Raw genomic sequence first — 12,380 nt, forward strand, 5'->3', positions numbered from 1 at the left:
TTTCGCACTATCTGGCGCGGAATCTGGCGGAGCTGCGGGCGCGTCACCCTGAACTGGCTGTCGAATTGATCGGCAGCAGCCGCAATCTCGACCTGTCATGCCGCGAGGCCGACCTCGCCATACGCCTGGCGCGTCCGAAAAGCGGCGATTTCGTCGTGCGCCGGCTCGCCCGCCTCGCCTATGGCATCTATGGCGCTGCCGACGCGCCCGCCGAGGACGGCTGGGGCGATTGCAGTTGGGCGGCCTATGAGCATTCACTGGCGCATCTGCCCGAGATGCGCTGGCTGGCGGAGCGCGTGGCCGACGCGCGCATCGTCCTGCGCTGCAACAACATGGACGCTCTCGCCACCGCCGTCGCCGACGGCCTCGGGCTGGCCATATTGCCCCGTCTGATCGGCGCCCGACACGGCGGGCTGAGGCTGCTCTCCGGCGAACGGCCGGTGCTCAACCGCGAGATATGGCTGGTGGTTCCGCGCGAATTGCGCGACGTGCCGCGCATCCGCGCCGTCGGCGACTGGCTGGTGGAGCGATTCCATGCGGATGGGGAAATGTTCGGCTAGCTCGATCTCTAGACTCTTTTGCTATTAGATTCAATCCCACTCGACTCTGGATTCTTTTGTTTTCGCAGCGTCTTCGCGAAAAACCGGCATCCACTTTTTCGCACGCTGCTCTGAGCCCCGACAGCGCGCGGTCTCATAATTGCTGCGCGAGCCAGTCGACCACGCCGTCGAGGCTGTGAAATTCGGCGACGGAGCGCGCGGGAATGTCTGGCGCGCGGTCGCGCGCCATGCGCGCGAGTCCGGCGCCGGGGCCGAGCTCCAGCAGGATCGAGCAGCCCCTTTCGCGCATTCCGTCGAGACAGGCCGCCCAATCGATGGTCTCCGCCAATTGGGCCGCGAGAACCTCCTGCGCCCGCGCGGGCGCAAAGACCGGCGCGCCATTCAATCCCGCCAGCACCGGCGCCGAAGGTCTCTTCCAGCTTGCCGCCGCAAGCGCGTCGTGAAAAGGCGCGACGGCGGGCCGCATCAGGCTGGTATGTGAGGGAATCTGGATCGCCAGCGGCGTGACCTTGGCGCCGCGCGCCTCGGCTTCCGCGCCGCAGGCGGCGATGTCCGCCGGCGCGCCGCCGATCACAAAACGGTCTTCGTCGTTGACGATGGCGATTTCAACGCCATGCCGGACGCACAGCGCGCGAACCGTGGCGCGGTCGAAGCCGCGCAAGGCCAGCATGCCGCCGCCGCCCGGAAAGGCCTCGTCCATCAATTCGGCGCGCCGCCGCGCCAGCGCGATCACCTCGCGTGGCGCCAGCGCATCCGCGCAGCCATAGGCCGCCAATTCGCCGACGCTATAGCCGGCGAGCGCGGCGACCGCAGGCGCGCGCTCTGCGATTTCGGCCCAGACCGCGAGTTGAAACGCGCAAACCAGCGGCTGCGCGATGACATTAACCTGCATGTCGGCGGCGCAGAGCGCGAAGGGATCGCGTCCCGTCTCCTTGGCGAACAGCGCCATCACCTGCCCTGCCCGCGCGCGGCCCTTCAGCAGGCCGAGCATGTTCGGCGACTGATCGCCTTGGCCGGGACAGAGCAGGCCGAGCGTCATGTTCAGCGCCTTATGAATTCAGATCATGCACGAACCAGGCGGCGGCGAGGCAATCGGCGGCGCCGCCTGGCGACAGATGCAGCGCGACACAATCGCCATGCAGGTCGAGCGCGCGCTGGCGCCAGTCGCGGGCGAAAACGCCGCCGGCGTCGAGAAATTTTTGCGCGGCGTTCTGAACGAAAGCCAGTCCCTCCGGGCCGCCGCGATGAATCAGATTGGTGTCCTCCAAACGCGCCATGATGGCGAACAGGCATTGCACCGAGGCGTGTTCCGCATCCGCGCCTTGCGCGAGCGCCTCGCGCAGCGCGGGCGCGGCGACGTTGAACAAGGTCGGCAGTCCCGCGAGCAATTCGTCGCGCGCGCCGCGCGCGCCATAGCGGCGGGACGCGCTCAGACCATGCGAATCGGGCGCGGCGAGACCTGCCGACGCGACGTCTTCGCCCCATAGCGTCAGAATGGTTTCCGCAAGCGCGGAATCATCGGGCGCGAGGCCGCGCGCGCGCCGCCAGCCCGCGGCCGCCGCGAGAAAGCCGAGGCAGAAGATCGCGCCGCGATGCGTGTTGATCCCGCCCGTCGCGGCCAGCATCTTTTTCTCCGCCGCGATTCCGAGCCGCTGCAATTCGGCGAAGGGCGCGGCACGCGCGCCTGCTTCCGCAATTGCCGCGAAATAGGAGCGCAGCGCGAGGATCGAGCGCACGAAGGTCGTGGCGTTCATGTCGTCATGCGCGCCATTGTCGATCGGGCTGACGAGTCCGGGTTTTGGATAGAGCGCCAGTTCGACATGAAGAGCGCGCGTCGCCAGACGCCCGATGGTTGCGGCTACGGCGGAACGCGCGACGGCGCCGGTCGTCTGGACAATCATGCGGCCCTCGCGGCAAGGAGAGAATCGATGTCTTCGATTTGGCGCAGGGAAATGGATTCCGCGCCCTTGACGAGGATCTTCCTTGGCCGCGCCGCGAATTCCCGCCAGGACATGAAATCGCCGTTGCGGAGAGCGATTTCGCCGTCGAGGCGCGGCGCCGGCCAGCGACGCTCGAAATCGCGCAGGAGATCGATCCACGCCCCCAGTTTGGCGCTGTCCTGCGGCGTGAAAAGAAGGTCGATGTCGGAATCCGGCCTGAGATAGCAGTAGCTCGGCTCCGCCGCGAAATGTTGCCATGCGAGCGAGCCGTAGACCCGCGTGTCCGGCGCAATGCGCGCAATCATCGCCGTGAGCTCCCGCATGGCCTCCGGCCAGACCTTTGCAGCGTTTTCGATGACCTCGAGCAGCAAGGGCGCCGGACGCCGCAGCAGCACGGCATAGGCCGAGACCGAAACGCAGATGCGCTGCTTGCCGGGCGTGGCGAGGCCAAGACGCAGCATGTCCGGGGCGTCGCCCTCCTGGCGGCGGGCGACGACCAGCGGTCGGCGCCGCGCTATCCAGCTTTCGAGCAGCTTCCGGCTCTGGCGCGACAGCGTCTTCGGAAGACCCTGCCGCCAGTGATCGGTTAGATAGACCCAGTCGTGGCGCCGAAACACTTTGGCCTTCGGCGTGACGCAGCGTTTAACCTTGAGCATGGCGCACCCTTTCCGATACCGGGCGCGCCAGTTTGCGGCCTTCGCGCTCTTCGCCCCATTGGCGGCGCCGGTCACCCTCGCTAGGAATGTCGAGCGCTTCGGCGAGACGCTGCGCGAGATCGCCCTCCCACAGCGAATGGACCGCGCCCATTTTTAGATAATTGCTTACGCCGGGCGCGAAGACCGGCGAGGTCTTGCTCAATTCCTCCAGCCGCTCCTGCGGGATTTTCGTGATGCGCGACATGGCCGGGAGATTCATCACCCGCACCTCCGCCTCGGGCAACGCATAGCAGCGGTCTGCAAGCAGGCTCGAGGCGAGGAAGCCGCCGCTCACAGCCTCCGAATAAACCAGGCCGATGATCTTGTGGCCCTTGTTTCGCGCCAGTTGCAGGCATTTGGCGAGATGGGCCATATAGCCGTTGATGCCGAGCAATTCGTCGCGGCGACTCAGGCGTTGGCCCTGCGTGTCGACCAGCAGCAGGATCGGCCGGCCGGGATGTTCGCGCACGATGCGCAGCACATCGTCGGCCATGCGGAAGGCCAGTTCGACGCCGATCGGCGCGGCGTCGATGGAACCGATGATCGCGACTGTTCCGCGCTGGCTTTCGCCGGTTCCGTGGAAGAACTGGCCGTCAAAAGCGACGTCGCATCCAGCGGGGAAGAGTTTTGACAGAAGGGTTTTGGCGTCCATGTCAGGCCCTCTTTCCTACGGTGGCGGCGCGGAAGGCGTCGGCCTCCAGCAAAGGCAACTGCTCCGGCTTTTCCACGCCCAGCGACGACCAGATGTCGAGCGCGTCGCGCAAGGTGCCGAAGTTTTTCAGCCGCGCGCCGAGCTTGTCATGTTCGGCGGTGAGCGCTTCGAGTGAAAGGTCCGGCTTTAAGTTCAGCAGCGCGATGGCGGCGTTGCGGAAGGCGACGATATCGTCCGCCACAATGGCGTCGGCCTCGCCGAGCAGATAGCGATGCTTGCCGCCGACCGTGCGCCACACCAAAGCGCGGTCGCGCGAGTCGAATTCCTCGACGCCGCAGGTGGTCTCGATCACTTCCGGCCCGGAAAGGCCGAGCCTGCCCTCCTCGCTCATGACGATGGCGTCGCACAGCCGCGCGACAATGCCCATGCCGCCGAAACAGCCGAACTGGCCGCCGTCGAGCACGATCACCGGCACGCCTTCGCTGCGCAAAGCGAGCACGGCGCGCATGATTTCCGAAACGCCGATCAGGCCGGCATTGGCCTCGTGCAGCCGCACGCCGCCGGATTCCACCAGCAGCACTATGGCGGCAGGTTTTTCGTCGCGGGCGCGCTCCAAAAGGCCGACGAGTTTCGCGCCATGGACCTCGCCCACCGCTCCGCCCATGAAGCCGCCTTCCTGCGCCGCGACGAGAACCGGGCGGCTGTCGAGCGTGGCGCGGCCGACGATGATTCCGTCGTCAAAGGCCGCCGGCGTTTCGAGCTGAACGAGATGCGGGCTGACGACACGTTCGGTCGGCGGCACGAATTCGTGGAAGCTGCCCTTATCGAACACAGCGTGCAGGCGCTCGCGGGCGCTGGACTCGTAATAGCTGGTCATGCTCCGCCTCCCAGAAAATCTTCCACGGCCTGATCCAGCCGCAGCGAAACCACCGCCGGCGTCGCGCCGACATCGTTGATGGAAATGCGCACGTCGGCGAGTTTGTGGCGCGCGAAGAAATCGTCGAGCACGGCTTTCCATGTCTCGCCGAAGCCGCGCGCGGCCGTGAGGATTTCGACCGCGCAGGCGCCGTTGAGGGCGGCGGGCTCGATCAGCACTTCGAGATTGCCCGAGCCGACGACGCCGACAAGAGCCGGCGCGCGCGTGGCGTTCACCGAGGCGCCGCCGAGGAATTCAAAGGTCAGCTTTTCCATGTTCGCCCTCACCAGTTGCGGAAACGTTTGGGCGGGTCGTAGAGACCGCCTGAGGCCCGCACCAGATCCTTCACCGAGCGGGCGGCGAGCAGGTCGCGGGTGGCGTGACGCTTGTCGATGCCGAGATCTTCCGGCCGGCGGATGATTCCCCGGTCGCGCAGATTCTCGACCATCCTCTTGTCGCGGCCGAGGCCGACCGGCGTGTAGCCGGCGACGCCGCGAATGGCCTGCTCCCGCTCCTCGTCGGTGCGGCACAACAGCAGGTTGGCGATGCCTTCCTCGGTCAGGATATGGCTGACGTCGTCGCCATAGATCATCACCGGCGGCAGATCCATATTGGCGCTTTCCGCCAGCTCCCAGGCGTCGAGTTTCTCGACGAAGGCCGGCTGCATATGCTCGCGGAAGGTCTCGACCATCTGCACGACCAGCTTCTGGCCGCGCGGGATCATGTTGCGGCCCTCGCGCGCCTCGCGGCCCGCCTTCAGCCAGGCGGGGCTGGAATGGCGGCGGCCGCGCGCGTCGGAACCCATATTCGGCGCGCCGCCGAAGCCGGCGATACGGCCGAGGGTGGCGGTCGAGCTGTTGCCGGCGAGGTCCATCTGCAAGGTCGAGCCGATGAACATGTCGCAGGCGTAATGGCCCGCCGCCTGACACAAGGCGCGGTTGGAGCGCATCGAGCCGTCGGCGCCGGTGAAGAACACATCCGGCCGGGCGCGGATATAGGCTTCCATGCCCAGTTCCGAGCCGAAGGAATGCACGCTCTCGACAAAGCCCGCCTCGATCGCCGGGATCAAAGCCGGGTGCGGGTTGAGCGCCCAATGCCGGCAAATCTTGCCCTTGAGACCGAGCGATTCCGCAAAAGTCGGCAGGATCAGTTCGATCGCGGCGGTATCGAAGCCGATGCCGTGGTTGAGGCGATTGACCTCATATTCCGCATAGATGCCCTTGATCGCCATCATGGCCATCAGCACCTGTATCTCGGAAATCTGCGCCGGATCGCGGGTGAACAAGGGCTCGATATAATGCGGCTTCGGGCTCTGGATCACGAAATCGACCCAGCCGCCGGGAATGTCGACGCGCGGCAGCGTGTCGAGGATTTCATTGACCTGCGCGATGACGATGCCGCTCTTGAAGGCGGTCGCCTCGACGATGATCGGCGTGTCCTCGGTGTTCGGGCCGGTATAGAGATTGCCGTCGCGGTCCGCCGCCTGGGCGCAGACGAGACTGACGCGCGGGGTGAGATCGACGAAATAGCGGCCGAACAATTCCAGATAGGTATGGATCGCGCCGATCCGGATCTGGTTGGCGCTCACCAGTTTGGCGAGGCGCCCCGCCTGAGGCCCCGAGAAGGAAAAGTCCAACCGGGAAGCCACGCCACGCTCGAACACGTCGATATGTTCAGGCAGCGCCAGAACCGATTGCACCATATGGAGGTCGTGGACCTTGGCGGGGTCCACGCCCACCAGAGCGCGGGCCAGGAAATCCGCCTGCTTCTGGTTGTTGCCTTCGAGGCAGACGCGGTCGCCGGGCTCCAGCACCGCCTCCAGCAGGGCGCCGGCGTCGGCCGCCGCCACTTCCTTGCCTTTGGCCAGAGCGGCGGCGCGGTCGAGTCGCGCCTGCCGGCTGCGGGCCTGTGTGTTCCAGTCTCGCATGAGAGAACCTTTCAAATCGCCGCGTCTCAGCCGAACAGGGCCTTGACCGCGAGGAAGAGGATGGACGGGCCGAGCAGGCAGCCGAAGCCGGTGTGGAAGGTCGCGACCAGCGCGCCATAGGGCACGAGGCGGCGATCCGTTGCGGCGAGGCCGGCGCTGACGCCGCTCACCGTGCCGGCGAGCCCGCCGAACACCATGGCGGCCTGCGGATTGTTGAGCCGCATGAACCGCGCAAACACCGGGGTGAAGATCATCACCAGGATGGATTTGACCACGCCAGTCGCGATGCTGAGCGCGATCACGTCGGACGAGGCGCCGATGGCCGCGCCGGTAATCGGCCCGACGATATAGGTGACGGCGCCCGCGCCGATGGTGGTGAGCGTGACCGGATCGCGATGGCCATAGGCATAGGCGACGCCGACGCCGACGATGAAGGGCAGGATCGTGCCCAGCACCAGAGCGAGGAAGCCGAGCCAACCGGCCTTTTTCGCCTCGTCGACGTGAACCTCGCTCGCGGTGGCGACAATGGTGAAATCCCGCATCATGGCGCCGCCCATCAAGGCGAGGCCGCCAAACAGCTGGAGGTCGGCGAGGCCCTTGGCCTTGCCGGTCATGACGCCGCCGGCATAGGCCAGAGCAAGGCCGGCAAGGACAGCGATGGCCGAACCGGCGACCCGCCCCCGGGTGAGATGATGAGAGAGCTGGTTGGAGATCCAGATCACCAGACCGACGAAGGCGAAGGCGGTGATCAGCGGATTATCGAGAATGGTCTTTTCGATCATCTGGAACATGGCGGACCTCAGCGATGGTCAGGGGCGACCGAGAGGTCGGCGGCGGGATCATGGTCGTCGGTGGTCGGCGCCAGGGGTGAGCTGGCGATATGCGCGCGCTCGATGACCCGATTGATCGCCGAGATGAAGAAGATGCAGGTTGCGAAGGCCCCCGCCGCGCTGAGCAGCGCGATCGGGCCGCTCTTGACCGCCACGATCACGTTCTGGATCGAGGCCATGGCGACCACCACCGGGATGTACATCATGGCCCAGAAGGTCACGCCCTTGGCGGTGTCCGCCGGAAACAGGCCGCGCTTTTGCAGAAAATGCTGGGCCGCGATCAGGAACAACATCGCGATGCCGACGCCGCCGACATTCGCCTTGACGCCAATAAGCGCCGCAATCGCCTCGCCGACGGCGATGCCTGCCAAATAGCAAGCCGCCAGCAGCGCGGTGCCGAAAATCACCATCGCTTTTCTCCCCTGTGTTGGTAAGAGCGGTTTATGTATTCTAATTCCGTTCTATGTATACAGAAAATACGAAACTCGACACAGTGTCAAGCATTTTGTATGATGCCGGCGGAATAAAAACACAGGCAGTGGAATCATGGACTCGTCGCCAAACCGCCTCTCCGAACAATTGCTCGAAGCGATCGAGGAAAGGATCGTCACGGGGGAATATCCGCCGGGCGCCCGCCTCGACGAGGTCGAACTGGCCGAAGCTTATGGCGTCTCGCGCACGCCGATCCGCGAGGCGCTGATCCGGCTCGGAACGATCCGGATGATCGAGAAAATGCCGCGCAAGGGCTGGGCGGTCGCGCCCGCCTCTCCGCGCCGCCTGATGGAAATGTTCGAATTCATGGCGGAACTTGAGGCTTTGTGCGGCCGTTTCGCCGCCAGCCGGGCGACGCCCTTCCAGTTGCAGCGCCTGCTCGCGGCCCATGAGGCCTGCCGGGGCGTCAGGGACCCCGACGCTTATTACCGTCTGAATGAAGTGTTTCATCAGGCGCTCTACGAGGCGAGCGGCAATGAATTCCTGGTCGAGCAGACGCTGGAAATGCAGCGACGCGCGCGACCCTATCGCCGCCTGCAATTGCGCGCGCCGACGCGGATCGCGGATTCCTTCTCCGAACATGAGGCGATCGTTCAGGCGATCCAGGCGCGGGACGCCGACCGCGCCGCCACGACCCTGCGCGAGCACGTCATGCTGCAGGGTGAGCGTTTTTCCAACCTTGTCCGCTCCGTCGAAAAACTCTCCGCCTCCGAGGCGCGGCGCCGCGCCTGAACCGCATCAGGGGAAACAATGCACAATGCGATGATCGTCGCAGGCGCCGGCCTGCTCGGCGGGGCGATGAACGCCATCGCCGGCGGAGGCTCCTTCGTGACCCTTCCGGCCCTTGTCGCGACCGGCATGCCCTCGCTGTTCGCCAACACCACCAACACGGTGGCGCTGGTGCCGAGCGCGCTCGCCACCGCTTTCGCCTATCGCCATGATTTCCGAGGGTTCGACGATGTGAAACTGTCGACCATGTCGATCATCAGCGTGGTTGGCGGGGCGCTCGGCGCCATGCTGCTGGTCAGGACGTCGCAGAAAATCTTCGACGACATTTTTCCCTTCCTGCTGCTGTTCGGCGTGCTGGTGTTCGCCTTCGGGCGCAGCATCGGCGACGCCCTGCGCAAGAGGATCAACATCCATCCGCACGCCTTGCCGGCGGTCCAGTTCATCCTGGGTATTTATGGCGGCTATTTTGGCGGCGCCGTCGGAATCATGATGCTGGCGACATGGAGCGTGCTGACCTCGGCGACCGTCAATTCCATGCAGGCGTCGCGGCATCTGCTCAACGCCTCGATGAACGCCACGGCCTCCATCCTGTTCATCGCCGGCGGCCTGATCTTCTGGCCGGAAATGGCGATCCTGCTGGTCTCCTCGACCGTCGGCGGCTATCTCACCGGCCATTACGGCCGGCGGCTCGATCCGGCCAAGGCGCGGATCGTGATCTCCTGCCTCAACGCAATCATCACGGCGCTGGTGTTCTGGCGGCGCTTCGGCTAGGTTTTTGTTTTCGCCGCGTTTTCTTTACGCGAACCGGGTCCACTTCGCTTGAAAACGCTTTGAGGCGCCCCTTCAGGAACGCCGTGTGGAAGGCCCCGCCCAGCTCCACGATCGTATCCGCCAAAGCCTCGACTGGCGCGTTCGGCCGACCGACCGCCGGAACCACCGCGAATTCGGTCTCGCCCAGAGCCGGAAGGCCGGCCTCGGGACCAAGCGCGACCACGCCATCCGCTTTGAGGCAGGCCGATTGCGCGCCCACGCCGAGGCCGCCCGCAACCGCGCCGACCAGACCGGACAGCGAGCCGCAAGCGCAGGCGACGCGCCAGGGAATATCGGCGCCTTCGAGCGCGACCAGAATGGCCTCGCGCGTGATGCTGCGCGGCGGATAGACCACGATTGGCAAGGGCCGGTCCCAATCGCGCCGCCAGTCCGCCGCCGCCACCCAGACCATCGCCTCGCGCCACACCGTTCGCCCCCTCTCGTCGCCGGCCCGACGCTTAGCGAAAATGAGGTCGAGCGAGCCCTGATCCATGCGCTCGTAAAGATCGACGGCTAGTCCAACGGTCATTTCCAGATCGACGGCGGGATATTTCGACGCGAAGGCGCGCAGAACCCTCGGCAGCAGCGGCGAAAGCGCGAAATCCTCCGAGGCGCCGAAGCGCACCCGGCCGCGCAATTCGGCATGGGAGAAATAACGCTCGGCGCGGGAATGGGCGGCGAGAATTTCGTCGGCCAGCAGCGTCAGCGCCTGACCGTCGACCGTGAGCGCGACCTTATGGGTGTCGCGGTCGAACAACCGCCGCCGCGTCGCCTCCTCCAGCCTGCGCACATGCTGGCTCACGGTCGACTGGCGGAGGCCCCGGCGGCGCGCCGCCTCGGAAAAGGAGCCGGTTTCGGCGACGGCGAGGAAGGTGACGAGAAGATCGGGATCGTAGAACATCGATATCGCGATTCATGATAACTGATAGTGTTGATAGCGCTATTCCGAATGAGCGTAAAGGAGCGCATGGTCCGGCCTCCCAACACAGGCTCGTCAGACCCATGCGCCAGTTCCTGCTTCGCCTCGCGCCCGATCGTTTCACGCTGCTGCTCGTCGCCACGGTCATATTGGCAAGCGTGGCGCCTCCGTCGGAGGCGTTCCAGAACCCGGTGACAATCGCCACCAATGTTGCGATCGCCCTGATGTTCTTCCTTTATGGCGCGCGCCTCGCCACGGCTAATGTTGTCGCCGGCATCGCCCATTGGCGGCTGCATCTGGTGGTGCTGGCCTCGACCTTCGCGCTATTCCCTCTCATCGGCGTGGCGCTGGGGCGCCTGCCGCCGCAGGTGATGCCGGCGCCGCTGGCGCTGGGCATGCTCTATCTCTGCCTGCTGCCCTCGACCATCCAGTCCTCGCTCGCCTTCACCTCGATCGCGGGCGGCAATGTGCCCGCCGCCATGTGCTCAGCGACTTTGTCGAGCCTGGTCGGCACGGTGGCGACGCCCGTTCTCGTCGCGCTATTTGCGTCGGCTCACGGCGCCGCGCCGGCCGGCTCGGCCATCCGCGAGATCGTGCTCCTGCTGGTCGTTCCCTTCCTTGCGGGGCAATTGCTGCGGCCGTGGATCGGCGATTTCGTGGCGCGCCACCGGGCGCTCCTCGGCGCCACCGATCGCGGCTCCATCCTGCTGGTGGTCTATGGCGCTTTCGGCCATGCCGTGCGCGCCGGGTTGTGGAGCGCCTTGCCGCCGAGCAGCCTCGCCGCCGTGCTGGCGCTGGAGGCGCTCGTTCTCGCCATCGCGCTGCTCGGCACGCAGTTCGCCGCCGACCGGCTCGGCTTCAACCGCGCGGACAAGATCGCCATCGTGTTCTGCGGATCGAAGAAAAGCCTGGCGGCGGGCGTGCCCATGGCCGGCGTGCTGTTCCCGGGCCCCGATCTCGGCATGATCCTGCTGCCGATCATGCTGTTCCACCAGATGCAATTGATGGTCTGCGCCGTTCTGGCGAAGCGCTGGTCCCAAGAGCGCCCCGCCGAAGCGGAGCAATTGACGGCCGCGCAGCCAAGCGATGCGCGCTGACCAAAAGGCCACGCCGCCGGCTTCGAACCGGCGGCGAGCATGTCAAATCAGAGTGGAAGCGACTCAGCGCGCGTAAAAGCCGCCTTGGGTCGAGTTCAGATAAGTCAGGCTGCCCGCGACGGCGACCGAAAGCACCTTCTGGATATCCGAATGGATCGATTCCGAGACGAAGATGACGTCTCGATTGCGCATGCTCATGATATTGGCCAGATAGAACCCGTCCGCCGACGAGAAATCGATCCGGTAGACGGTCGGCACCGGGCCTGCATTGAAGCGGCTGACATCATAGCCGAGCGAACGCAGCAGTTCCGGCTTTTCGAAGCGGAACAGGAACACTTCGCCCGCATTGGCGCGCGTCGTGTCGAGCCAGCCAGCCTTCGCCAACCCCTCGGTCAACGACATCGTCTCAAGCTCGAAGGTGAAGCGGCGGTTGTTCACGCCGCCGACCACGCCCGGGCTGGTCGAGCCGAGAACCATGTAGAACTTCGGCACGTGAGCCAGATAGATGGTGTCGCCGGGCGCGAGCGCGACGTCCTGCGAAGGCTCGCGCACGACCGCCTGGAAATCCGCAATATGCTCCGTGCCGCCGCGCTTCAGGCTCACCACCGTTTCATAGGCGGGGTCCTTGGAGCCGCCGGCCTTGGCGATCGCGCCGGTGAGCGAGATGCCGCCCGGATCCATCGAGAACCGGGTCGGCTGGCCGACATCGCCGAGGACGCTGATCGCATTGCCGCGATGCTCGACCACCGTCACCACCACCTGCGGATCGATCGCGCGCGAGCGGAGCTTTTCCGTAATCTCGGCCGAGACCGC

General features: G+C 65.7%; 15 protein-coding genes. 4 read left to right on the forward strand and 11 right to left on the reverse strand.

The window, feature by feature from the left end:
- On the forward strand, window positions 1-560 hold a 560-nt coding region (locus tag ACE3S9_RS06960; RefSeq protein ID WP_374545717.1), incomplete at its 5' end, for a substrate-binding domain-containing protein.
- 133 nt (window positions 561-693) lie between these two features.
- Here the strand turns inward: ACE3S9_RS06960 and ACE3S9_RS06965 are convergent.
- From ACE3S9_RS06965 to madL, 9 genes are read right to left on the reverse strand one after another with little or no spacing between them, the layout of a single operon-like run.
- The gene (locus ACE3S9_RS06965; RefSeq protein ID WP_374545718.1) at window positions 694-1,599 is read right to left on the reverse strand and encodes an ACP S-malonyltransferase; all 906 of its coding nucleotides are present in this window, start codon (window positions 1,597-1,599) and stop codon (window positions 694-696) included.
- 10 nt (window positions 1,600-1,609) lie between these two features.
- Window positions 1,610-2,461, reverse strand: a complete 852-nt coding sequence (gene mdcB / locus ACE3S9_RS06970) for a triphosphoribosyl-dephospho-CoA synthase MdcB (protein ID WP_374545719.1) — start codon at window positions 2,459-2,461, stop codon at window positions 1,610-1,612.
- Window positions 2,458-3,156: a malonate decarboxylase holo-[acyl-carrier-protein] synthase gene (gene mdcG, locus ACE3S9_RS06975; RefSeq protein WP_374545720.1), complete on the reverse strand. Its 699-nt coding sequence runs from the start codon at window positions 3,154-3,156 to the stop codon at window positions 2,458-2,460. Before mdcG ends, mdcB begins: the two co-directional genes overlap by 4 nt.
- Window positions 3,143-3,847, reverse strand: a complete 705-nt coding sequence (mdcE, locus tag ACE3S9_RS06980; protein ID WP_374545721.1) for a biotin-independent malonate decarboxylase subunit gamma — start codon at window positions 3,845-3,847, stop codon at window positions 3,143-3,145. Before mdcE ends, mdcG begins: the two co-directional genes overlap by 14 nt.
- 1 nt (window position 3,848) lies before the next feature.
- Window positions 3,849-4,724, reverse strand: coding sequence for a biotin-independent malonate decarboxylase subunit beta (locus ACE3S9_RS06985; RefSeq protein ID WP_374545722.1), 876 nt, complete (start codon window positions 4,722-4,724; stop codon window positions 3,849-3,851).
- Entirely contained in the window at window positions 4,721-5,038 is a 318-nt protein-coding gene (mdcC, locus tag ACE3S9_RS06990) for a malonate decarboxylase acyl carrier protein (RefSeq protein WP_374545723.1), read from the reverse strand. Before mdcC ends, ACE3S9_RS06985 begins: the two co-directional genes overlap by 4 nt.
- A gap of 8 nt (window positions 5,039-5,046) precedes the next feature.
- Window positions 5,047-6,690, reverse strand: a complete 1,644-nt coding sequence (gene mdcA, locus ACE3S9_RS06995) for a malonate decarboxylase subunit alpha (protein WP_374545724.1) — start codon at window positions 6,688-6,690, stop codon at window positions 5,047-5,049.
- Between the two features lie 26 nt (window positions 6,691-6,716).
- Window positions 6,717-7,481 (reverse strand): malonate transporter subunit MadM, encoded by a 765-nt coding sequence (madM, locus tag ACE3S9_RS07000; RefSeq protein ID WP_374545725.1) that lies wholly within the window; start codon window positions 7,479-7,481, stop codon window positions 6,717-6,719.
- Between the two features lie 8 nt (window positions 7,482-7,489).
- On the reverse strand, window positions 7,490-7,930 hold the full coding sequence (gene madL / locus ACE3S9_RS07005; RefSeq protein WP_374545726.1) for a malonate transporter subunit MadL: 441 nt from the start codon (window positions 7,928-7,930) through the stop codon (window positions 7,490-7,492).
- 136 nt (window positions 7,931-8,066) lie between these two features.
- Here madL and ACE3S9_RS07010 point away from each other — a divergent pair, with 136 nt between their 5' ends.
- The gene (locus ACE3S9_RS07010) at window positions 8,067-8,744 is read left to right on the forward strand and encodes a GntR family transcriptional regulator (protein ID WP_374545727.1); all 678 of its coding nucleotides are present in this window, start codon (window positions 8,067-8,069) and stop codon (window positions 8,742-8,744) included.
- An 18-nt stretch (window positions 8,745-8,762) separates the two neighbouring features.
- Window positions 8,763-9,512 (forward strand): sulfite exporter TauE/SafE family protein, encoded by a 750-nt coding sequence (locus tag ACE3S9_RS07015; RefSeq protein ID WP_374545728.1) that lies wholly within the window; start codon window positions 8,763-8,765, stop codon window positions 9,510-9,512.
- Here ACE3S9_RS07015 and ACE3S9_RS07020 read toward each other — a convergent pair.
- Complete coding sequence (locus tag ACE3S9_RS07020) at window positions 9,478-10,452, reverse strand: LysR family transcriptional regulator (protein ID WP_374545729.1); 975 nt, start codon at window positions 10,450-10,452, stop codon at window positions 9,478-9,480. The genes ACE3S9_RS07015 and ACE3S9_RS07020 overlap by 35 nt on opposite strands.
- Before the next feature lie 101 nt (window positions 10,453-10,553).
- Between ACE3S9_RS07020 and ACE3S9_RS07025 the strand changes: the two genes are divergently transcribed.
- Window positions 10,554-11,567 carry a bile acid:sodium symporter family protein gene (locus ACE3S9_RS07025; RefSeq protein ID WP_374545730.1) on the forward strand — a complete coding sequence of 338 codons (1,014 nt, stop codon included), beginning with the start codon at window positions 10,554-10,556 and terminating at the stop codon, window positions 11,565-11,567.
- A gap of 63 nt (window positions 11,568-11,630) precedes the next feature.
- Here ACE3S9_RS07025 and ACE3S9_RS07030 read toward each other — a convergent pair.
- A partial coding sequence (locus tag ACE3S9_RS07030) for a polysaccharide biosynthesis/export family protein (RefSeq protein WP_374545731.1) occupies window positions 11,631-12,380 on the reverse strand: 750 nt, incomplete at its 5' end.

It is taken from the genome of Rhodoblastus sp. (assembly GCF_041915505.1).
GTDB lineage: Bacteria > Pseudomonadota > Alphaproteobacteria > Rhizobiales > Beijerinckiaceae > Rhodoblastus.